22 protein-coding genes and 1 tRNA gene are annotated in these 20,668 nt (G+C 32.2%); 10 read left to right on the forward strand and 13 right to left on the reverse strand.

Annotated features, from left to right (window positions below; genetic code table 11):
• The first annotated feature begins 9 nt into the window (after window positions 1–9).
• From F5ESL0230_RS04820 to F5ESL0230_RS04830, 3 genes are all read left to right on the forward strand, one after another.
• A complete protein-coding gene (locus F5ESL0230_RS04820) occupies window positions 10–660 on the forward strand; it encodes a LexA family transcriptional regulator (RefSeq protein ID WP_122018354.1) in 651 nt (216 codons plus the stop codon).
• 35 nt (window positions 661–695) lie between these two features.
• On the forward strand, window positions 696–1,328 hold the full coding sequence (locus tag F5ESL0230_RS04825) for a helix-turn-helix domain-containing protein (RefSeq protein WP_122021823.1): 633 nt from the start codon (window positions 696–698) through the stop codon (window positions 1,326–1,328).
• A gap of 111 nt (window positions 1,329–1,439) precedes the next feature.
• Window positions 1,440–2,315 carry a minor capsid protein gene (locus tag F5ESL0230_RS04830; RefSeq protein ID WP_122021824.1) on the forward strand — a complete coding sequence of 292 codons (876 nt, stop codon included), beginning with the start codon at window positions 1,440–1,442 and terminating at the stop codon, window positions 2,313–2,315.
• Window positions 2,316–2,366: 51 nt separating this feature from the next.
• Here the strand turns inward: F5ESL0230_RS04830 and F5ESL0230_RS04835 are convergent, their stop codons facing one another.
• Entirely contained in the window at window positions 2,367–2,933 is a 567-nt protein-coding gene (locus F5ESL0230_RS04835; RefSeq protein ID WP_158593065.1) for a DUF5067 domain-containing protein, read from the reverse strand.
• 131 nt (window positions 2,934–3,064) lie between these two features.
• Here F5ESL0230_RS04835 and F5ESL0230_RS04840 point away from each other — a divergent pair, with 131 nt between their 5' ends.
• Window positions 3,065–3,910: a hypothetical protein gene (locus F5ESL0230_RS04840; RefSeq protein ID WP_122021826.1), complete on the forward strand. Its 846-nt coding sequence runs from the start codon at window positions 3,065–3,067 to the stop codon at window positions 3,908–3,910.
• Here F5ESL0230_RS04840 and F5ESL0230_RS08420 read toward each other — a convergent pair.
• Window positions 3,907–4,059, reverse strand: a complete 153-nt coding sequence (locus F5ESL0230_RS08420) for a hypothetical protein (RefSeq protein WP_158593066.1) — start codon at window positions 4,057–4,059, stop codon at window positions 3,907–3,909. The genes F5ESL0230_RS04840 and F5ESL0230_RS08420 overlap by 4 nt on opposite strands.
• 194 nt (window positions 4,060–4,253) lie before the next feature.
• Between F5ESL0230_RS08420 and F5ESL0230_RS04845 the strand changes: the two genes are divergently transcribed.
• Window positions 4,254–5,339, forward strand: a complete 1,086-nt coding sequence (locus F5ESL0230_RS04845) for a tyrosine-type recombinase/integrase (RefSeq protein WP_122021827.1) — start codon at window positions 4,254–4,256, stop codon at window positions 5,337–5,339.
• Between the two features lie 110 nt (window positions 5,340–5,449).
• Here F5ESL0230_RS04845 and F5ESL0230_RS04850 read toward each other — a convergent pair.
• The 3 genes from F5ESL0230_RS04850 to F5ESL0230_RS04860 form a co-directional block, all read right to left on the reverse strand.
• Window positions 5,450–5,538 (reverse strand) — tRNA-Ser (locus F5ESL0230_RS04850).
• 93 nt (window positions 5,539–5,631) lie between these two features.
• Window positions 5,632–6,840 carry an ABC transporter permease gene (locus tag F5ESL0230_RS04855; RefSeq protein WP_122021828.1) on the reverse strand — a complete coding sequence of 403 codons (1,209 nt, stop codon included), beginning with the start codon at window positions 6,838–6,840 and terminating at the stop codon, window positions 5,632–5,634.
• A complete protein-coding gene (locus F5ESL0230_RS04860; protein WP_122021829.1) occupies window positions 6,833–7,729 on the reverse strand; it encodes an ABC transporter ATP-binding protein in 897 nt (298 codons plus the stop codon). Before F5ESL0230_RS04860 ends, F5ESL0230_RS04855 begins: the two co-directional genes overlap by 8 nt.
• A 604-nt stretch (window positions 7,730–8,333) precedes the next feature.
• On the opposite strand from F5ESL0230_RS04860, the gene F5ESL0230_RS04865 reads away from it, so the two are divergent.
• Complete coding sequence (locus F5ESL0230_RS04865; protein WP_122021830.1) at window positions 8,334–8,588, forward strand: helix-turn-helix domain-containing protein; 255 nt, start codon at window positions 8,334–8,336, stop codon at window positions 8,586–8,588.
• Window positions 8,589–9,110: 522 nt separating this feature from the next.
• Here the strand turns inward: F5ESL0230_RS04865 and F5ESL0230_RS04870 are convergent.
• The 6 genes from F5ESL0230_RS04870 to F5ESL0230_RS04895 form a co-directional block, all read right to left on the reverse strand.
• Entirely contained in the window at window positions 9,111–9,569 is a 459-nt protein-coding gene (locus F5ESL0230_RS04870) for a hypothetical protein (RefSeq protein ID WP_122021831.1), read from the reverse strand.
• Between the two features lie 246 nt (window positions 9,570–9,815).
• A complete protein-coding gene (locus F5ESL0230_RS04875) occupies window positions 9,816–10,169 on the reverse strand; it encodes a hypothetical protein (protein WP_147440871.1) in 354 nt (117 codons plus the stop codon).
• A gap of 105 nt (window positions 10,170–10,274) precedes the next feature.
• On the reverse strand, window positions 10,275–10,916 hold the full coding sequence (locus F5ESL0230_RS04880) for a hypothetical protein (protein WP_122021833.1): 642 nt from the start codon (window positions 10,914–10,916) through the stop codon (window positions 10,275–10,277).
• 128 nt (window positions 10,917–11,044) lie between these two features.
• Entirely contained in the window at window positions 11,045–11,689 is a 645-nt protein-coding gene (locus tag F5ESL0230_RS04885) for a matrixin family metalloprotease (RefSeq protein WP_122021834.1), read from the reverse strand.
• Window positions 11,690–11,862: 173 nt separating this feature from the next.
• The gene (locus F5ESL0230_RS08495; RefSeq protein ID WP_199692499.1) at window positions 11,863–12,549 is read right to left on the reverse strand and encodes a hypothetical protein; all 687 of its coding nucleotides are present in this window, start codon (window positions 12,547–12,549) and stop codon (window positions 11,863–11,865) included.
• Window positions 12,550–12,618: 69 nt separating this feature from the next.
• Window positions 12,619–13,506 (reverse strand): C40 family peptidase, encoded by an 888-nt coding sequence (locus F5ESL0230_RS04895; protein ID WP_122021835.1) that lies wholly within the window; start codon window positions 13,504–13,506, stop codon window positions 12,619–12,621.
• A 33-nt stretch (window positions 13,507–13,539) separates the two neighbouring features.
• Between F5ESL0230_RS04895 and F5ESL0230_RS04900 the strand changes: the two genes are divergently transcribed.
• Window positions 13,540–14,172 (forward strand): helix-turn-helix transcriptional regulator, encoded by a 633-nt coding sequence (locus F5ESL0230_RS04900; RefSeq protein ID WP_090092160.1) that lies wholly within the window; start codon window positions 13,540–13,542, stop codon window positions 14,170–14,172.
• A 143-nt stretch (window positions 14,173–14,315) separates the two neighbouring features.
• Here the strand turns inward: F5ESL0230_RS04900 and F5ESL0230_RS08565 are convergent, their stop codons facing one another.
• Entirely contained in the window at window positions 14,316–14,462 is a 147-nt protein-coding gene (locus tag F5ESL0230_RS08565) for a hypothetical protein (RefSeq protein WP_158592493.1), read from the reverse strand.
• A gap of 514 nt (window positions 14,463–14,976) precedes the next feature.
• Here F5ESL0230_RS08565 and F5ESL0230_RS04905 point away from each other — a divergent pair.
• On the forward strand, window positions 14,977–15,531 hold the full coding sequence (locus tag F5ESL0230_RS04905) for a phosphatase PAP2 family protein (RefSeq protein ID WP_122022047.1): 555 nt from the start codon (window positions 14,977–14,979) through the stop codon (window positions 15,529–15,531).
• A gap of 237 nt (window positions 15,532–15,768) precedes the next feature.
• Here F5ESL0230_RS04905 and F5ESL0230_RS04910 read toward each other — a convergent pair whose 3' ends face one another.
• Window positions 15,769–16,599, reverse strand: coding sequence for a DegV family protein (locus tag F5ESL0230_RS04910; protein ID WP_122021836.1), 831 nt, complete (start codon window positions 16,597–16,599; stop codon window positions 15,769–15,771).
• Window positions 16,600–16,836: 237 nt separating this feature from the next.
• Here F5ESL0230_RS04910 and eno point away from each other — a divergent pair, with 237 nt between their 5' ends.
• A complete protein-coding gene (gene eno / locus F5ESL0230_RS04915; RefSeq protein WP_118897025.1) occupies window positions 16,837–18,123 on the forward strand; it encodes a phosphopyruvate hydratase in 1,287 nt (428 codons plus the stop codon).
• A gap of 151 nt (window positions 18,124–18,274) precedes the next feature.
• Window positions 18,275–20,548 carry an HAD-IC family P-type ATPase gene (locus F5ESL0230_RS04920; RefSeq protein WP_122021837.1) on the forward strand — a complete coding sequence of 758 codons (2,274 nt, stop codon included), beginning with the start codon at window positions 18,275–18,277 and terminating at the stop codon, window positions 20,546–20,548.
• Window positions 20,549–20,668: the final 120 nt, after the last annotated feature.

A 20,668-nucleotide genomic window follows, 5' to 3' on the forward strand; every position in this document is an offset into this window, starting at 1 on the left:
GGAGAGAAAATGAAAACAAGTAGACAAATAATTGACGAACTTAATGAACTAAGAAAAGAGCAAGGTATGTCAATTACGGAACTAGCGAAACATGTAGGGATGGCTAAGTCGGGTGTGTCAAAATATTTTAATCATACAAGAGAATTTCCAATTAACAGAACCCCAGAATTTGCTAAAGCTTTACATACTACGGTTGAAAAAGTTTTAGGAGTTGACAATAGTCAATCCGATTTAGATCCCAAATTTCCTTCTAATGCAATAGATTTATCAAATTTGCATCATGTACGCATTCCTATTGTTGGTGATATAGCTTGTGGTACCCCTATTACTGCTGAACAAAACGTTGAAGGTTATCACGATGTTTACTTAAAACACGTGCCAGCTGGTAAATTGTTTGCATTACGCTGTAAAGGCGACTCTATGGAGCCTAGAATTCCAAATGGTGCATATGTTACTATTCTTCAACAGCCAACGATTGAAACAAACGAAGTTGCAGCAGTTTTAATTAATGGTGAAGCGACGCTTAAACAATTTAAGCAAATGGATTCAAAACACGCTATCCTCTACCCCTTTAATACTAAATATGAACCCATTTTTTTAGATGGTAATGATGATGTAAAAATACTAGGAAAAGCTATCCATTACGATGGCGAACTATAGAATTTAACTAAGATATAAAATAGGTTTAATAAATAATGGCAAATTTAGGTTCTAAATTAAAAGCGTATAGGAACAGTAAAAAATTAACTTTAGAGCAGTTAGCACAAGCATTAAATTCTAAATATTCAAATGCAAAAATATCAAAAGGTAGGCTCTCACGTTGGGAAAATGATAAGGAAGAACCCAAACTTTCTTCTTTAAAATTATTAGCTGATTATTTTGATGTTTCTTTAGATAACTTAATAGGATTGAATGAGGAAATAGTTTCAAATACAACTCCAGAATATTTATTGAAAGATAAATCTCCTTCTAACAAGGATGGCATATCCTGGCAAGACATAGATTTACCATATATTGGAGAAGTTCCGGATGAATTAAAAAGATATTTTCATGCAATTTCAAAGGTGTATGTAAACTATCATCCTGAAATTATCCAGTCTAAAAAAATTAAAGATGAAACAAAAATATCAAAGTACATTGGTCTACAAATAAAAAAATTGCGTAAGTCATTAGATATGGATCAGCAAACCTTTGCAGACAAAATTGGCACTTTACGCATAAATGTTTCCAGATATGAAAATGGATTAAGAAATGTTAATTCGGAAATAATTTTTAAAATAGCTAAGGAATTTAATATTGATATTAATTATTTCTTTCCTAAAATATAAAATCATTAAGCTGTCCAATTAATATTAAGAAGAAAGTTTTAGGAAAAATATAATGGTTTAAAATATTAATAACAATAATTTTGTTATGCACCATACTTAATGGAATAGGATATGAAATATACTATGAATCTTAAAAAAATTATACATAGTTTAATGTTGAAAAAAGCTCAGCAATATAAGCATAAAAAGTATATGCTTACAAAATCTTCTCAGATTATAGCTGCTAAACAAAAAAAGGAAAACTATATTACTAAGCTTGAAGACAAATACCGAGAAAATAACTATAATAATATTCCTTATATTAAAGATGAAGAATCAGCCGAATATGTTTTAAATAATTGGAATACTTCCGCCCCCGTACCACGTGCTTACATGAAAAATCAGATTTTTAAGGGCAAAAAGCTTGTTACGGGCGAAATAGTTTTATTATGGTGGTTAACATCTCGAAAAAATACTAATAGTATTCCGCTTTACTTTTATAGAGAATATGGAATTAATGCTAATGAAAGTATTAAAAAACTGCAACGTTACGGATTATTATCTACTGAAAAAAGACTAACTTTAGATGGAAAACAACTTCTAAAAAACAAACAAAAAATTATTCATAACCATAAAACCGATAAAACTTGGGCAGGAATTGGCCCGATTAAGTATCATTATAACAAAGTCAAAGAAGCCGAAGAGTTAGAAAATGCAACCTATCAAGAATATTTAGATAGTGGCATAAAGCAATATTCTTTTCTAGCTACACTTGATACAAAAACTTGCTCTATATGTGGTAACTTAGATGGAAAAATATTCGACATTAAAGAAACAAAGACAGGTATCAACTATCCTTTAATACATCCTGGTTGTAGATGTACAACTATGCCATACATCGAGGGCTTGCCTGATAGTTCCGAAAGATGGGCACGAAATCCGAAAACGGGAAAGGGAGAATATATCGATAATATTAGTTTTAACAAATGGAAAAGTAAATATATTTAGAAAGATAAAAACTGCTGTACTTCTATAGCACAGCAGTTATCTTAATAAAATCTAATTTACTCCAAGTTTGTTACTTTGAGATGTAAACTTGCCAAGCTTGAATGTCTTTTGGCCAATTTTTGGTCCATCAACACCTTTGGTAGCTTTCAAAGTAACGGGAATCTTATTACTATCAAGGTTATATGCAATAGCACCTTCGAGTTTTCCACCTTTTTTTATGGACTTATTTTGATTATTCAAGATTTTACCAGCATAGTTCAAAGGTGTTGAACCAACTTCTAGTTTGCCATCTGTATTTTTATTATCTTGATATGCATTGAATACGGCCAACCAAGAAGTTGTGATATCTAATTTCTTTTTACTCTTATTTTTTACAATATATTCAAAAGCTATTTGTTTTTTATCCTTAGGAGTTAATCCCTTAAAAAACCTAACTTTTGTAATAGTTATATCTAAATCACGGATACTTGCCTTTTCACCATCAAAATAATACTTTGGCTTAGGTTTAACTGTGGATGTTTTAGATTGATTATTACTCTTGTTAGTAGAGGAACTAGAGCATCCCGCTAATGACAAACTTGCAATCACAGCAGAAATAATTGTAATAATTTTCTTCATAGTATACTCCTTCATAAAATGATTATTTCATATATATAATTATTATATTTGATTAAAAATATAAAGAAAAGAGTAATTTTGTCCACAACACCAGTGACGTTAAACCTATGGCAGTATTTTGGGAGAAAGTAATGAGTAAAGAGAGTAAAGAGAGTAAAGAAATAATCTACTTAGACACAATCGAGTTGTATTCATCTTTAGCACAAATTGATCATGGACTTATTGAATCTATTCAGTCTGGTAAGCAAAAGAGCGAAAGCCAAGAAAATTCAACCAAAGGAGCCGGCGATATAGAAACAAGTTTATTCAAGTTAGTTGAAGGAGGTATACAATTAGAATTAACAAATTCTCAAAGCAATTTATCTTCTGAACAAGAACTAGTAAATATTACCTTTAATGATTATCAATTAGATAGATTACTTAACAAATTAGGTGTAGGCAAACTTAACAACAATTCCAAGCAAGGTGATCCTACAATAGAGAATGGTGAATTTGAAATATATGACTTTTCGTCATTAGCTAGCTTGAGCAATGATTCTTTTGGAAGTTTTATTAACTTATTAATGGAGTTTGCTAATGATCAAAAAGACGTAGAAGATGATAAAGAAGCTAAAGATATTAAAACTGGACTGGATATACTTAAGAAATATGGTCAAGTTATGACAGACTTATTACCTGAAACTGTGTTGTTAAAAGTTGGCAATAGTATTTCATTCTTAAAAACAGGCTGTTTAAGAATGAGCAACAGTCAATTACAATTACTTTCTGGATCTATACGAAAAATTCATGTTTTAGGTGTGATTGAAAATGAGATTTCAAATGAAAAGAGAGAACTAGAATCATTATTTGAAAAGATTGGCGATAATCCTAGTTTAATAACTAAGTTTGTCCCTGATTTTATTGACTTCTTATTGATTCAAAGTCAAATTGCACAAAAAAACGACAAACTTATCAAGCCTGTCGCAGTTTATTTTTAAATCTTATTAAACCAAGAATCATTTTTATCTTTTAATTTTTTAAACTCTTTATGCGATTTTTTGATTTTTTCTTCAGTAAAAAGCTTGTTCTTCTTTACATCAGTAGCTAATGAGGCAAAATTTTCTAAAATTAATTTCTTATACTTCATTTTAACCACCCTTCTTACTTTGAGTTAAGTATAAAACATTTAAAGATTAAAGCAAATACTAAATTCAAAAACGTATAAAAATCAACAAAAAGCCCCTAAGAACTTGCTTGGAACCAACTCTTAAAGGCTTAATCACTGTAGACAAAAGCTTTTTGTCTACCCTATTTTAGCAAATTTTAAAGGGAAAATAAAATATGGCATATTTCAAAAAACGCGGCAACAGTTGGCAAGCACAAGTATCGTGGTATGACACAGACAATACTAGGAAGTATAAAACCAAAAGTGGCTTTGCTACTAAGACTCAAGCTAAAAAGTGGGCTAATGAATTCGAAGTTGCTAAAGATAAAAATCAAATAACAAATTATGACCCTATTTTTATTGAATACTTTTTAGATTGGGCCAAAACTTATCGCATCCCTGGCAAAACAACCACTTCTGTTGATAGATATTACCAAATTTACAAGCACCTAAAAGAATATTTTAAAAATCAAAAACTAAGTAAAATTAGTCGATCTCAATATCAAAAATTTATTAACGAATATGGTAGCAAACACGCTAAAATAACAGTACAAAAAAATCATAGTACAATTAGCGCTTGCGTGAATGACGCAATTGCAGATAAGATTATTACCACTGATTTTACTAAACGAATTAATTTAATTTGGGATAAAGACAAAACTAGAACGGTTGATTATTTAACTAATAAAGAAGTTGTTGCATTACTTGCAAATTTAGAAAATAAAATTAATCCACGTTTTACTAGTCGTTACATGATAATAACTGCGCTTTATACTGGAATGCGAATTGGCGAAATCATGGCTCTTGAATGGACTGATATTAATTTTAAGAAAAATACCATTTCAATCACTAAGACTTACGATTATATCAATAACAAACTTAAAGAACCCAAAACCCCTTCTTCTATTAGAACGATTAGAGTCAATGATAGTTTGCTAAATTTATTGCAACAGCTTAACACTAATAATCAAAAATTTGTCTTTGCAGACAAAAATGGTAAGCTTCCATCACCCGCTGGCATAAATAAAGTTTTGCGCATCCACTTAAAAGAATGCGATATTAATCGAAGTGGTTTCCATTTTCATAGTCTAAGACACACGCATGTGGCTATGCTTCTTTTTAAAGGAATTGATCTATATGCTATTTCTAAGCGTTTAGGACACTCAAATATGACTATAACAGCCAAAGCATATGCTTACATGTTAGAAGAATATAAGGCTCAGCAAGATGACAAAATTGAGAACATACTTAATGAGATATAAAAATGACCTATCTATTAATTTAGATAAGTCATTTTTATTACTTCGGCGAGCATTTGGCGAACATTTATATTTTAAATGCTGTTATATCAATGCTTTCAAGCACTGTATTAAGGAGAGTACAGGATTTGAACCTGCGCGCCAAGGAATACTTGGTTCGCCGGATTTCGAGTCCGGTGCATTACCACTCTGCCAACTCTCCACAACAACCATAATTATACATGATATTGGCAAAACTGCAAAATTAATTTTACAATTTTGCCAAATTTGTTCTTATAATTGTTGTCCATTTTAACTATGACTTCTTTGATTTTTGCCAAAATGGCTTACTATCGTTTTGCAACATTAACCGTTTATATGATTTGCCAACAAAAAATACTAGTAAACCAATGCATCCAATTAAAATAAGCAAAGAAAAGGCACTCTCCCAATTATTAGCCGTTTTAGTAATTAAGCGTAAGGGCATGAAAAACGATGAGAATCCAGGAATAAAGGATAAAAAAATTATAATAGGATTCTTTAGTGTACTGATATTGCTTGATGTTAATCCAATAAATAAGATAACAAATGAGAAGTAAGTAACTGGCTGTGCAGCTTTTGAAGCATCTTCTGTCCGTTTGACCACTGCTCCACAATATGCCGCTAAAATCATGAATAGAATTATTCCCAATAAAAGATATAATAGTTTAATTCCTAAAAGACTTTGGACAATAGCTCGGGCGTAAGCTAATAAATTAGTTTGCGCCATAAAAGGAGCAACTTGCGGTATATGTTTAATCATTTCTAGCCCAGTAGCTCCAATGATTAAATAAATCAATAATTGAAAAACTACCAGCCCTAAAATACCAGTAATTTTTCCAGTGAAATATTTAACGGCAGAAATGCTTGAAAAAATAACCTCAATTATCTTTGTCCCTTTATCAGCAGCAATTTCTTGTGCGGTAATATTAGTATAAATACCAACGATAACAAACATAATTCCAAATATAGTTGATAAAAATAGATAAGGATCTTCACCGAGATTAATGGTCATCTTCTGCAAGTGCTCGCTTAATACTGGAGTCAGATGAGTCTGAGATGAGTTTAGTTTAGAATCTTTCTTGCTACGCTCATTTTGAAGTTGTTTCAGGTATTTTACTAATCTCTTTTTAAACTTTGAATCAATTTTCTTAGTACCAAAGTAATCGGCTTGAATTTGACCACGTTTAACTTCAATATCAACATAACCGTCAATATCAACATTTTGTAAACTCTTTTTAGCAATTGAAACTGTTTTGATAGTGTCATCAACGTAATCTTCAACATTAGCTTTTACAAAAGGTTTACTTATCTCCGGATTATTGCTGACAACAGCATAAGTGTCACCCATGCTGTTAATAATGAAGTATTCGGTTCCAAATGTAACAGCTAAGAGCAAAAGTGGTACTGAAAATAACATCACGAAAGACCATGATTTTACTTGTTTGCAAAATGTGTGCCAAACAACAATAGCAAATTTACGCATTCTTCTCACTCGCTTTCATCCGAAAAATTTCAGCTAAAGTTGGTGCTTGCTGCTGATATTCTTCAATATACTGATCTTTTGTCAAAGCTGCAAAGACTTCTGGACCGCTTTTTTCGTCATCTATTCTTAATAAATAGCGATTATTTTTCCTCTGCTCAACAGTTTGAACATGTGGCAATTTAATTAGTTCTGCTAGCGGTGTAGCTGTTTTGACAAGAATTTCATTTTTAGAAAACGAATTTCGAATTTCTTCAACCGGACCTTTTAAAACTACCTGGCCTTTTCTGAGCATCAAAAGTGAATCGCAAATTTCCTCAACATTCACCATATCATGACTTGAATAAATAATAATAGCTCCATTATTCTTGGCGTCTAGAATTGCTGTTTTTAGTAATTCCGCATTAATTGGATCAAGCCCACTAAATGGTTCGTCTAAGATAATTAATTTTGGTTGATGAATTAAAGTACAAATCAGCTGTACTTTCTGCTGATTACCCTTTGATAAAGTCTTTATTTTGTCAGATTTATTTCCATTGACCTCAAAGCGATCTAGCCAAGCATCGATTTTACTTAAAATATCTTGCTTTTTCATCCCTTTGAGTTGAGCATAATAAATAATTTGATTTTGAAGCGTCAACTCTTTCATCAAACTGCGCTCTTCAGGTAAATAACCAATTTGATCAAAATTATCTTCATTTATCTGTTTATTTTCCCAGGAAATCTTACCGTCATAGCTAATAAAGTTCAAAATACTATGAAAAGTTGTAGTTTTACCAGCACCATTTTGACCAATTAGTCCTAAAATTTTACCTGGTTCAGCTACAAAACCAATATCATCTAGTGCGACCTTGTCGCCAAACTTTTTACTAAGATGTTCAATTTTCAGCATATACAACCGCCTTTTTAATTTTTTTCTAAATAATTGATTTATAAAATAAGATAGAGCGTTTTCTTTTTTTATTAGAATTGCTGCATCACCCTTCATGCCGTAGCGAATTATTTTCGCCTGCTTAGCTGATAATTTGGTTTGAGCCTCAACTAAATAAAGATTGTATTCATTGTAGCTATATAAATTAAAACTTCCTTTTAAATAGTCATTAATTTTAAAAATGTATCTCTTATTCCAGTTTGGTCAGAATTTTGGTTTTCCCATTTTAAAATGTGAGAAAATATATCTTTCAGAACTCCTATGATGCAATCTTAGTTTGTAATGAAAACACTTTACGCCAAATATTTTATGCTTGAAGCAAGTATTTTTTCAAGCTAAGTTTCTAAGACATAGTTCAAAAGACTCTATTTAGAAGGATTTTTTGATCATTTATAGTTAAGCAACATCTATTAACAATTTAAAGTAGACCTAACAACAGTCTATGAATAATTGGTAGTTAGTGCTAGGTACAAATTATTAAGACCAAATTGATTTTTAAATTTAGTTAAAAAATGGTTTAATATATATTTATATGTATATGAAATTTTGAAAAGGTGGTTTAAAAATGAAAATAGGTTTAAAAATTAAGTTTTATCGTACCAAAAACAGGCTTACTCAAGAGCAACTAGGCAATCAACTACTTGTATCAAGAAAAACAATTTCAAGCTGGGAAAATGATCGTAGTGTGCCTGATCTCGAAACCTTATTAAAATTAAGCGCCATTTTTAATATTACCTTGGATTACTTACTGCACCAAGATATTACTAAAACTCAAAATATTAAGACACAGTATTATATTGGTATATCCTCCACTCATTAACATAGCTTTGTCTGTCATCTATTTACTATTATTCAATGACTGGGCTCGTTTTCAGCAAAAAAAGAAACTAGTTTTATTACTAGTTTCTTTTTTCTTACTTTTTAATTCTGTCATTATAATATCCAATAATTATCTTATTGCCTCTTCCTCAAATATACCTTCACATAACCTGGAAACCTTATTTGATGCGAGGACCCTTGCCCTCACCCAGTCGAAAAGCAAGATGTCGACCCTTTAGATGCCGCCTAGATATGTTAGAATTAAGCAAGTTCTATGGTAACTTTTTATTTTCTAATCAGGGCAAATGTCCAACTTCATTCTATAATTTAGGAAAAAACATTTTGAAGATTTCTAATTAATTTTCCAATAGTAATTAAAAATCTATAGCATCATTGTCGCTCTTTTAACCCCACTATTAATTTTACCTAAATCTTTGTTATTGCAAATGTAAAATTTACTTTTATTTAACTTGTTCATTATTTGTTTCTCTCATATTCAATTTTTTACATACTTATCAAAAAACTAAGAATGGTGGTTAATAAACAATTTTTGAAGGCCGACACCTATCGCACTTGCTACAATCGCCAGCAGAACTACTAACCCTACATTTATTTTAACTTTTGCGAAAGACTGAATTACTTCTATTCCAGCTATTGCAATAACTAGTCCTCTTAAACCAGATACTATCATACTTGAATGTTTAATTTGTTGGGTATACATACCATTATCAATACTTTTTTTCAATAAGTGCTGATAAATAAAAATATCAGCAGAAGCTATAATTAGAGATACTAGGGCAATTAAACCACTTCTAAAATCATTTTTTTGTAAAAAAATTGCGTTTGGAATTGGAAAACAAAAAATTACAATCGCCAGTGGCAAGAGATTACCCTTTTTTAAAGCAGAGCTAGGATCTGACCATTCTTTCAGATGATGATAAATATCTTTTAACGCCTCAAAAACTGTTTCTTGTTTTTTCATCCTCTAATTCCTCCTAGTTTGAACTTCTAAGATTATAATATCTTATAATCAAAGTTGGCATTTTTTCAAGCTAAGTTTCTAAGATATGCATTAGAGCTTGATTTATTAAGTCATGTAGAAATTGCTTAATAAATTTTTTGAAAAACGGATTATTATTTGATGCAAAAGAATTTAAGCAAAGACAAACAATTATTATTAACATTTTTCTCGCGATTTTTGAAACTTATTCGAAAATTCAAAGTAACATTAATTTTCCCAACAGTTTTTCTTTATTAAAAAACAAACTTGAAGTCCATCTCCTATTAAGCTAGCTATTATTGAAAATATTAATACTGACCAAAGATTAAATTTCATTTTAGTATAAGTACAAATTGAAAGCATGATACTAACAATAATCAAGCTCATTCTTATAGATGTATTAATTAAAATCCATCTTTTCATTGAATCGTTGATATTATTAGCGTTAATTTCTTTAATGATAGCACATTGATAACAAAAGCCAGTCCATATTTCTGCAAATACATCAAAAACAAAAAGTGGGCCCATAACACTTACAGATTCGTTACCCCCATAATTAAAATTTAAATCTTGCAATACCATGAAAACACAGAACCATAAACGGGAATCGAATTTTAAAAAAGTATTTTTTTCTCTAATTTATCCATATTTAATCTTTTACTTAATGACATTGAACCCTTGTTTTGTCTAATTATACGTTGAAACGATAGATTGCCCCTCATCCGGAATTAATGTTTTGATGGCCCGACTAATCTTTTTACCTACTTGCTTTTGTTTAACAAAAATGTATTTTGAATCATTAGTAAGATTAAAATCTGAAAAAGCTACTGTCATGTCATGAGAATTTGTTTTATTCATTCTAGTTGTATAAATTTTCTTCCCATTATAATAAAAAATAAGAGTACTATTTTCATTGACATTCACGTCAAAATAAATTGCACCATTTTTTCGTTCAATCTCATTGATCATCGGTTTAGGTGAAGCATAATTTTTACTGCTTAGTTTTCGTCTAGTTACTATTTCTTTACCAGACTTATTTAAACCACATAAGATAACATCTTTATAGCCACTAAATTTCAAATTTGAAGAAAAGCGTCCTTTTTTACTAATATTAACTGTTTTAATTACATTTCTATTATATAGCACCTTTAACTTTTTAATACCTTTAGCTTTACCTTTTAGTTTAGCTTCATTGTCCTTCTTATTGAAAGTCAAAGTCGTTTTACTTATTTGAGGAACTGTTTTTGCATGAGATATTTGACTCCCAAAAATGCATAACCCTAATAATATTATACATCCTAATACTAATTTTTCTTTGCTCAGTCGCATATTATTTTCAACTCCCTTCTGAAACCAACATAAATTTACAACTTTAAAAATGTCCCTTAGTTAAATGCTTAATTAAGGGACAACGTGTGTAAAAGTAATTAAAAATCAATTAATCCATTACACTTACACTAACGATTGCTCTTTGGGACAATTTTCATATAAGTAGTAACAGTTATAATATCTCCTGAATCTCTCACGGAGAATAGGGCAGGTGTAGAATAGATTGCATTCATACCACGAACATCACAATCTTGAATACTATAAGATCTGTTAGCAGGGTTCATAACTGATATGCTGTCGGGCTCATTATGAGCAAGTCCAAGTGCATGTCCTAATTCATGTTCAGCGACATTAACACGTTCACTCTTTGAATAACCATAAGCTGTAAGTGCAGCTCTATTTAAAAGAACTTGATTACTAATGATTTGTCCAGTACTTTTATTATATTGCGTATTTGTTTTTCCGGCTATACTCAAATTATCGGATCCATCATAACTACTTAAAGTAGTTTTCGAACTATTTGAAGCTTCCTGCCAATAAAATCCGTTACTAATCCACGAATTAATCGCACTATTCCAAACATCTTGATAATAACTCGAAGTTGACAAGTCATAGTAATAAGCAGAATTATATTTGTACCTCCATGGCTCAGAAGGTGTAATGTAGTCAGTATCTGCCTTAATTTGATTTGCTTGAATAAAATTTGAGCCAGTAATTCCTACTCCAAATATAAGCAAGCTAATACATGCCAAAAGTTTTTTAAAAGTTTTCATACTATAGGCCTCTTTTTTGATCTGAAATTATTTTCAAATTACTTTTACAATCATCTTTTAACACACTTATTATTATGCAAGGAAAAATACTTATTTGTTGTTACTATTCACAGCCAAGCTCAAAAAACCCAGTATCTTTGTTCAATACTGGGTTTTCTGTACGTTAAATAAGCCTACTTTTGCAGTAGCTCTTTAACTTGATACGATTTGCTGGCCATTAATTTCTCTAAGGACTTAGTAGGATTCTTCTCATTGCGATAACTTGTTTCAATGTAACTGCGGATCGTCGCGTAATTCTTACTGCTGGTGATATTTTCAAACTGCCCAGCTACCTTCATTTTGCTCTTGACGCCGCGCAGACTTCGCTCACTCAAATTGTTGGAAAACGGTAAGGCAAAATTGGTTACCCAGGCAAAATATTGCGGGGTATAAGTCACTATTCGTTTGATTAAAGTATGTTCCATCAGTGCATAGTAAGAATTACCTGGCTGCTGCCATTCTTGATAACCTGGTAGCGACTGTGGAATACCGTATGCACCACTTTGGAGGTTGGTTGCTCTAGGGTTCCAACCTGACTCATGGCTGACTATGTAATTGATATAGCCGAAATCAGACGGTTTAAAACCTGCTTCCCCTAACCAATCTTTGTGTCCACCTGACGGTTGAGTGGTGTTATCTTCACTGGCACCAAACATTGAGCCAAGTTTTGAAATGAATTTGAAGAAACCAGTCCCGACTTCATTTTTGACAAAGTTCTGTAAGCCATTAGTTGCCTTGGTATCGTCCGTTGACTGGTGTAATCCTTTAACTCGCCCAAATTTAGGCGCTCCATATCCAACAACACTATCAAGTGTGTTCATATGGAAGCCTTGTGATGGTGATTCTGCTGAGAAATACTTTTTTCCCCCGCATATACACCAACGTGTTCACTACCCACCAGCACCCCAAAAGACTAGGTCACCTGAATGTGCCTGTGATTTCGAAATATGCTGACTCATCGCATATTGTGAACCAGAGAAGTGAGGGTAATTAATACCAAAAGCCTTTTTGAGTGCGTACATTACCAGTCCTGAACAGTCGAAACTGTCTGCACCAGTAGCACCCCAGACATGTGGCTTGCCTTCTCCGTACTTCTCAACCGCCTTGAGTAATGCTGAACTAGCTCCACCACCGTCTAAGTTGTTTGACGCCATACTCCACAGTGCTGACCTCCAGTTTTTGACGTTGTTCTCGACTTTTCCAAATGCGTCTTTACCAAGAGTAGCCATGGCACCAGCTACACCCTTAGGGTTTGACCAAGAAAACAGTGATTCAACATACTTGATTGGGTGAATAACAATTTTAGTCGCTAAGTCATAGTATTTTTTGAGATTTCCAGCGGTCTGTTTAACCCAATTGACTGCACCATTGAAAGCGGAGCCAACATTATTAGCAATACTGCCGAAAATGTTGCCAATTGTGCCACCTGCAAAGTGGTAATTACCCATCATGCCCATTAATAGCGCTGTATCACGGTCGTTAATAACATTGTCACCAGACATAAGCACGGCTTGAGTGTTTCTGCCCTGGATAATACCAGCTGAACCATCGGCATGGATTAGCATTTCTTTATTATCGGTCTGTGGTGAGTCATTACCGTCGTTTAGAGTTGCCATGATTGGTTTAGTTATTGGACTAGACAAGTTTTTAAATATGTCTGTGGTACCAGTAGCTAACTTGACATGACCTAACAGGCTAATGGTGTGTTCTTTACCACCGAAAGCGTGAATTACAGAATCGACTGCCTTTAATGCTTGAATGTCACTATGTATGTACACATGATTTAAATTTTTTAATAGAAAGTCATAAAGATGGAATTAGGAGACAAAATTAAACATTATCGTATTAAATATGGTCTTACACAAGAACAATTGGCTAAAAAATTACTAGTTTCTCGTAAAACAGTATCAAGCTGGGAAAATGATCGTAGTACACCAAATATTGAAATGCTTTCTAAACTTTGTAGTATATTTGAAATTTCACTTGATGAACTAGGTAGTATACAAGATACAAAATTAAAAAAAGACAATAATGTAAAAAAGAAAAATAAGCCGTTAACCGTTATACTATATTTATTATTATGTGCATTTGCCGTAATGACTTATCTGAGATTTTTTGGATTTAAATTGATTATTAAATATACTCCATTTATAGCTTTTATAATCAATATTGTTTATCTTAATTTTTATTCTGAATGGAGTAAATTTTCTAAACCAAAAGCACTTGTCTTTCTTTTATGTTCTATTTTTGTTTTTCTTATACTAAATTGCTGTTTATTATTTAAAAACAACTACCTTTTTTCTTCTTATTCGACAGATTATATAAATAATATTTTAGTTACTCTAGCTTCAATTACATATGTTTTGATTACCACATTTATTATTACAACAATAGTTTTTTTTAGTCCTTTTAATATAAAAAAACTCACAAAAAATAATTTCTAGCCTACTTCTCTCTTAGATTAATCAACTTTTTCATTAGACAATCTTTGCTATAAGTCTATAGATAGCAGTAATATGTTTTTATTAATTTTAAGTAGAACAAAATTATTTTTGATTATAATAAAAACCCTTTAGCTTTAATTTCTTTAGTCTTTGAGACTTCTGAAAAAACCCATGTATTTATGTATGTATTTATTTAATAAATTTGTTTCAGAATGTTTGCCTCCGCGTATTTCAATTAAATCCGCATTTTTTAGCAAATAAAATTGTATTTTTTTTGTTGCATTTTTCATAATTAATTCCTCTCTTAGATTAATATTATTTAAAAAAAGTTAACTAAATAATCTAAAAAATCGTACTTTCACAAAACTAAACAAAAACAAGTTAGAGTAATTCAGTAAAACTGTTTCTTGTTTTTTCATCCTCTAATTTCTCCTATGTTAAACTTTTAAGATTGTAATATCTTATTATTAAAGCTGGCACTTTTTCAAGCTAAGTTTCTAAGACATGTATTAGAGCTTGATTTAATAAGTCATGCAGAAATATTTTAATGAAGCAAAAAATATTTTTGCCTAGGAATATTCAATTAAATTTGACAAATTTTTAAAATTAATTGTTTATAATTCTAACTAAACCAATAACAAGTTAGTGACAAAAAGCATTTATAATTAGCAATTTTCTTAATTTTTACTCAAGAGTGTACTTTAAAGTATATTGAAACCTTGGTAACTGTTAAAATACAGTCAAATAAAGTTAAACTTTGATAGGTAGGGATTTATCTTGTATTTAAACATCTGGGTTGCAATTATGTCCGCTCTAATACTGGTACTACTTATTTTTAATGTTAGAAACTCACGTCGATTTAACCTGTTTGACCATTGGCTCCATCACAAATTAGTTGGGCAACATGATGGTTTTAGCTGGCAAATAATTACTTTCATCAATGATCCAAAACTCTTAGTAGTTTGGGATATTTTTTTGGCTAGTTTCTTAATTAATGAACAAAAGAATTTAGCCGCACTTTGGGTTTTATTTACTCTTGGTTTTACCGATTTAAGTGGGCTTCTATTAAAAAAGTGGATGCACCGCAAGCGTCCACTCATGCACTCCAGTCTTGAAGAAGGTTATAGTTTTCCTAGTGGTCATGTCTTAGGAACTACTAGTATGATCTTAATTATTTGGGAAATTTTTGGAACAAAATTTGGTAATGGGTTAATAATTACACTAGCTGTCATTTGGATAATGGTAGTGATATCAAGGATTAGTTTGAAAGCCCACTATCCTTCAGACGTTATTGGTGCAACTTCTTTAGCTGTCTTCTGTTTTACCTTATCACAGCAAATTTTTCTTGCTTTTTTATAAATACTAAATTATTAGAACAATAATACTATCTTAGCTAAATAGCATAAGACATATTTCATAGTATCGGATACGATTTATGGTTTACTTCTTAAGGTTTTACTCAAATTGGTCTTTTACTAATCGCCAAAATTACTATCAATGTATCTTAACCGTCATTTTTTTAAAGTGTAATAAAATAATTACCAAAAAAGCAGTTCACATCATCGTTATGTTGAACTGCTTTTCGCTATTTAAAAATTACTGCTCATCAAAACCAACCATTAAACTACCAGCTTCTGCGTAAAAAGCGCATAGGCCATGCATTGGTCGAATTATTATTTCTGCTTGCGGATATGATATGAGAATTTTTTCTTTAAGTACTTGCGCATCCTTTTCATTATTACACTGATCAATGATTACTCGCCCACCTTGATAGTTCATTTCATTCATCAATTTTAATATTTCATTTAAAGAACGCTTCATACCACGTACTTTAGCAATTGGTTCCAATTTCCCTTGCTCACTAGCTGTCCCAACAAGATTGATTTTTAACATTTTAGCTACTTTAGCTACTGCCATACTTACACGACCGTTTAAAGCTAAATTATGTAGGGATTGTAGCACAAACAATAAGTGCGTATGCGTTTTGTATTCCGAAATTTTTTGTTCTATATCTACAAACCTAGTTTGATCATCAACCAAGCGTTCAATTTCACGTTGAATCATTGAAACCTCTGGTCCAGCAGTTCTAGAATCAATAACGATGACCCGACTATTAGGATTATCTTTTTCATATATCTGCTTTGCTTGATAAGCTGAAGAAAAACTACCACTAAGTCCACTAGTAATTGTTAACATAATTGCTCGGCTACTACCTTCTAAGGCTTTAAGCCACTCATCGATACTTGGACAAGATGTCCTTCCCTCTTCGGTATTTTTCGCCATTGAATCAAGAAAATCAGCCATATTTAAATGTTCATCATCTATAAAGTCTTTACCTGAAATTGATATTGTTAAAGGAACGACTATCAGTCTTTCACTTATCTTTTCATTAGCACTAGAATCGATTATTAATTTTACTTCTTCCATTTATTGAATATCCTTATCAAAAATAAACCAATCAAAGTTAAGATTGTATAGTTAAATAATAATGCAAATCGACTAAAAAAGCGAATAAATGCTTATAAAATTTTTAATACTAGAAAACGGTTACAAATGTTTACATAATCACAAACTTAGGCTAAAATTTGTCATGTAGACTTGGAGCTCTGCTCCACTAATGTATGTACTAATTAGTACAGCATTTATTATTTAGGAGGTTTTTAGATGTTAAAATCAGTCATTGAAAATGTTCATGCACTGGAAATCTATGATTCACGTGGTAATCCAACTGTTGAGGCATTTGTTACGCTTTCAAATGGTGTTGTAGGCAAGGCCGAAGTTCCATCTGGTGCTTCAACAGGTGAAAACGAAGCTGTTGAATTGCGTGATGGTGATAATCGTGTTGGCGGTAAAGGTGTTGCCAAAGCCGTTGAAAACGTTAATACTAAGATTGCCGAAGCTTTAAAGGGTTTAGATCCTCACGATCAAGCAAATATTGACCGTGTTATGATTGAATTAGATGGTACCCCTAACAAGGCTAAGCTTGGTGCTAATGCAATTTTGGGTGTATCAATGGCTACTGCTGCTGCTGCTGCTAAAGATACTCATCAACCTTTATACCGTTACCTTGGTGGAACTGACCTTGAAATGCCTCAAACTTTCCACAACGTTATTAACGGTGGAGAGCACGCTGACAACGGTATCGATGTTCAAGAATTCATGATTACCCCAGTTAAAAAGACTTCATTCCGTGACGGTTTTGAAAAGATTGTTAACACTTACCACACATTAAAGAAGGTTCTTGAAGACATGGGTTACGAAACTGGTCTTGGTGACGAAGGTGGTTTCGCTCCTAACATGAAGAACTCTGAAGAAGCTTTGCAAGCTTTACACGATGCTATTGTTAAGGCCGGTTATAAGCCTGGTGAAGATATTGCAATTGCTTGTGACTGTGCTGCTTCATACTTCTACAACAAAGAAGATGGTAAGTACCACTTTGAAGGTAAAGTCTTTGACGACGATCAATTAGCTGAATACTACGACAAGTTACTTGATGAATTCCCTGAATTAATTTCAATTGAAGATCCATACGATGAAAATGATGTTGAAGGGATGATTAAATTTACTCAAACTCACAAAGACAGAATTCAAATCGTTTTAGATGACTTCATTTGTACTAATCCTCAACTTTTAGCTAAAGCTATTAAGGAAGGTGCTGGTAATGCATCATTAATTAAGTTGAATCAAATTGGTACTGTTACTGAAACTTTGGAAACTATTCGTCTTTCACGTAAGAATGGTTACAACACCATGATTTCTCACCGTTCAGGTGAAACTGGTGATACTTTCATTGCTGACTTCGCTGTTGCAATTAATGGTGGCCAATTGAAGACTGGTGCTCCAGCTCGTTCAGAACGTGTTGAGAAGTACAACCGTTTACTTGAAATCGAAGAAGAACTTGGTGCAGGTGAACGTTTAGCTACTTTCCCAGATAACGTTAACAAGGACTAATTAGTCTTATCATAAAAAGGCTTGCTTAATAAGCAAGCTTTTTTTTTGTGCCCTATTTGTTGTAAGTAAAACCATTCCGTTTTATTTGCTAGAAAACGGGGCATATTTATGCTAACTTAAATAAAGAATTACTTGTTAAGGAAGGAAAATTATGTCTGAAAAAATTGCTAGCTTAAGTCAAGCCGAAGCAGATGAATTACTAACAAAAAATGGGTTAAACGAAGTACCCGAACCTCAATTTAACTTTTTTAAAGAATTTTTAGCTAAATTATGGAATCTATCCGCCTGGATTTTAGAAGCTGCCTTACTTCTTGAGTGTCTCTTAGGCAAATGGATCCAATCTTTTTTCGTTTTATTAATGTTACTATTTGCTGCTTGGAATGGTGCTTCAAAGAAAAAACAATCTCGCCGTGTTTTAAACACTATTTCTCATAAATTAACCCCGCTGGTATCAGTTCAACGCGATGGAATTTGGAAAACTATTGATTCCAAATATTTAGTTCCAGGCGATTTGATTAGTATCCAATCTGGCGATGTGCTAGCGGCAGATGTTCAAATACTTGATAATCCAGTTTCTTTTGATGAAAGTTCTATTACGGGTGAAGCAAAAACCGTAAAAAAGAACATTACAGATATCGCCTTTGCGGGTACCACTGTAACCGAAGGAAGTTCCCTAGCTCGTGTAACCGCAACTGGGGCAAATTCACGTTCTGGGAAAACCATTAATTTAATTAATAATTCAGCTGCTCCAGGTCACTTGCAACAACTATTAACTAAAATTATTTATTATCTCTGTATCCTTGATGGAATTTTAACTTTAGTAATCGTGATTGCTTCCTTCTTTAAAGGTGGTGATTTGAAGAATTTAATTGATATGCTACCATTTTTGGCAATGATGTTTATTGCCTCCATACCTGTTGCGATGCCTTCAACCTTTGCCCTCTCCAATTCCTTTGAAGCTACTAGATTAAGCAAAGAGGGGGTTTTGACATCTGATTTAACCGGTATTCAAGATGCAGCTAATTTAAATTTGATTTTATTAGATAAAACTGGAACAATTACCGAAAATAAAACAGCTGTTTCTCAATGGACTAATTTTAGTGAGATGAGCAATGATACGGTATTAGAACTTGCTTCTGCCGCCATTGATCAAAGAAATAAAAAAATTATTGATACTGCGATTACCGATTATATTTCCAACTGCAACTTACAGATTAAAACTAGTAAGGACTTTACTCCTTTTACCTCTGCAAGAGGCTATTCAATGGCCAATGTTGATAACCATAATGTTAAATTAGGGTCATTCAAGCAATTATCTTTAATTGATTCAACTGCCCTAACCAAAGTTAAAGATGTTGATTTTAGTTCAGGACGGTCAGTTGCTGTGTTAATTGATGATATTTTAGCGGGAGTATTTATTTTAGAAGATAAAGTAAGATCTGACTCAAAAGCTGCTCTAGCTGAACTTAAAAAACGTGGTGTTCTGCCAATTATGCTAACTGGTGATAACCAAAAAACCGCTCAGTCTGTTGCAAAACAAGTTAACTTAAGCGGAAAAGTTATTTCTATTCATGATTTTAATGATCAAACTGATATTCAACATCTTGCTGGAATTGCTGACGTTTTACCAGAAGATAAATTACGAATGGTCAAATTTTTTCAAAAAAAAGGTTATATTGTAGGAATGACTGGGGATGGTGTCAATGATTCTCCTGCATTAAAACAAGCCGAGGTTGGAATCGCTGTTTCAAATGCAGCCGACGTTGCCAAACGATCCAGTAAGATGGTTCTTCTTGATGATGGCTTAACATCCATTGTTAAAATTCTAGACGCTGGACATCGGGTATATCAGCGAATGACTACCTGGTCGTTAACAAAATTAGCTAGAACTGCTCAACTCACTATGCTACTTACTTTTGGCTATTTATTTTTCGATTATATCCCTATGGCCTTAAATGCAATGGTTATTTATACCATTATGAATAACATGGTTACAATGATGATTGGTACTGATCGCACCCACATCACTTACCAACCAGAAAATTGGGATATGGCTAAGTTAGCTAAAATTGCTTTTTCACTAGCATTCGGCTGGACCCTAATTGGCATAGCAGGTATATGGTACTTAAATAACCATAACTTTAGTCATGGTACTATTTCAACTATGGTCTATGTATATCTAGTTTTAAGTGCAATGTTTATTATTTTAATAACTCGAACAAAGCATTACTTTTGGCAAGACTATCCTTCTAAAGCCGTTGGATTAACGCAAATGGGAGATATTATTCTAACAATTGTGCTTGCATTGAGCGGAATTGCGATGACTCAGATTAATTGGATAAATTTGCTAATTACTATTTTTATTAGTTTAATAGCAGCAATCTTAATTGATTTATTTTATCAACCAATTATGAAAAATAAATAACTAAAATTGAAGTAGATCGCTCCAAATATCTCTTGTGATAAGTTTGGGAGCGATTTTTATTGTCTCTCAAATATGAGCTGCTTCTTGTTGCCTCTTTAATAATTAAAAAAGCTGAGCACG

This window comes from Lactobacillus sp. ESL0230, from assembly GCF_003692805.1.
In the GTDB taxonomy this organism is placed as follows: domain Bacteria; phylum Bacillota; class Bacilli; order Lactobacillales; family Lactobacillaceae; genus Lactobacillus; species Lactobacillus bombicola.

Excerpts from the sequence above, each read along its gene's own strand:
- F5ESL0230_RS08420 (WP_158593066.1), bottom strand. The coding sequence starts at position 4,059 with ATGAAGTATAAGAAATTAATTTTAGAAAATTTTGCCTCATTAGCTACT.
- F5ESL0230_RS04845 (WP_122021827.1), top strand. The coding sequence starts at position 4,254 with ATGGCATATTTCAAAAAACGCGGCAACAGTTGGCAAGCACAAGTATCG.
- F5ESL0230_RS08565 (WP_158592493.1), bottom strand. The coding sequence starts at position 14,462 with ATGAAAAATGCAACAAAAAAAATACAATTTTATTTGCTAAAAAATGCG.
- F5ESL0230_RS04830 (WP_122021824.1), top strand. The coding sequence starts at position 1,440 with ATGAAATATACTATGAATCTTAAAAAAATTATACATAGTTTAATGTTG.
- F5ESL0230_RS04865 (WP_122021830.1), top strand. The coding sequence starts at position 8,334 with ATGAAAATAGGTTTAAAAATTAAGTTTTATCGTACCAAAAACAGGCTT.
- F5ESL0230_RS04825 (WP_122021823.1), top strand. The coding sequence starts at position 696 with ATGGCAAATTTAGGTTCTAAATTAAAAGCGTATAGGAACAGTAAAAAA.
- F5ESL0230_RS08495 (WP_199692499.1), bottom strand. The coding sequence starts at position 12,549 with ATGAACACACTTGATAGTGTTGTTGGATATGGAGCGCCTAAATTTGGG.
- F5ESL0230_RS04855 (WP_122021828.1), bottom strand. The coding sequence starts at position 6,840 with ATGCGTAAATTTGCTATTGTTGTTTGGCACACATTTTGCAAACAAGTA.
- F5ESL0230_RS04870 (WP_122021831.1), bottom strand. The coding sequence starts at position 9,569 with ATGAAAAAACAAGAAACAGTTTTTGAGGCGTTAAAAGATATTTATCAT.
- F5ESL0230_RS04920 (WP_122021837.1), top strand. The coding sequence starts at position 18,275 with ATGTCTGAAAAAATTGCTAGCTTAAGTCAAGCCGAAGCAGATGAATTA.
- F5ESL0230_RS04840 (WP_122021826.1), top strand. The coding sequence starts at position 3,065 with ATGAGTAAAGAGAGTAAAGAGAGTAAAGAAATAATCTACTTAGACACA.
- F5ESL0230_RS04860 (WP_122021829.1), bottom strand. The coding sequence starts at position 7,729 with ATGCTGAAAATTGAACATCTTAGTAAAAAGTTTGGCGACAAGGTCGCA.
- F5ESL0230_RS04835 (WP_158593065.1), bottom strand. The coding sequence starts at position 2,933 with ATGAAGAAAATTATTACAATTATTTCTGCTGTGATTGCAAGTTTGTCA.
- F5ESL0230_RS04885 (WP_122021834.1), bottom strand. The coding sequence starts at position 11,689 with ATGAAAACTTTTAAAAAACTTTTGGCATGTATTAGCTTGCTTATATTT.
- F5ESL0230_RS04820 (WP_122018354.1), top strand. The coding sequence starts at position 10 with ATGAAAACAAGTAGACAAATAATTGACGAACTTAATGAACTAAGAAAA.
- F5ESL0230_RS04910 (WP_122021836.1), bottom strand. The coding sequence starts at position 16,599 with ATGGAAGAAGTAAAATTAATAATCGATTCTAGTGCTAATGAAAAGATA.
- F5ESL0230_RS04880 (WP_122021833.1), bottom strand. The coding sequence starts at position 10,916 with ATGCGACTGAGCAAAGAAAAATTAGTATTAGGATGTATAATATTATTA.
- F5ESL0230_RS04875 (WP_147440871.1), bottom strand. The coding sequence starts at position 10,169 with ATGGTATTGCAAGATTTAAATTTTAATTATGGGGGTAACGAATCTGTA.
- F5ESL0230_RS04905 (WP_122022047.1), top strand. The coding sequence starts at position 14,977 with ATGTCCGCTCTAATACTGGTACTACTTATTTTTAATGTTAGAAACTCA.
- F5ESL0230_RS04900 (WP_090092160.1), top strand. The coding sequence starts at position 13,540 with ATGGAATTAGGAGACAAAATTAAACATTATCGTATTAAATATGGTCTT.
- eno (WP_118897025.1), top strand. The coding sequence starts at position 16,837 with ATGTTAAAATCAGTCATTGAAAATGTTCATGCACTGGAAATCTATGAT.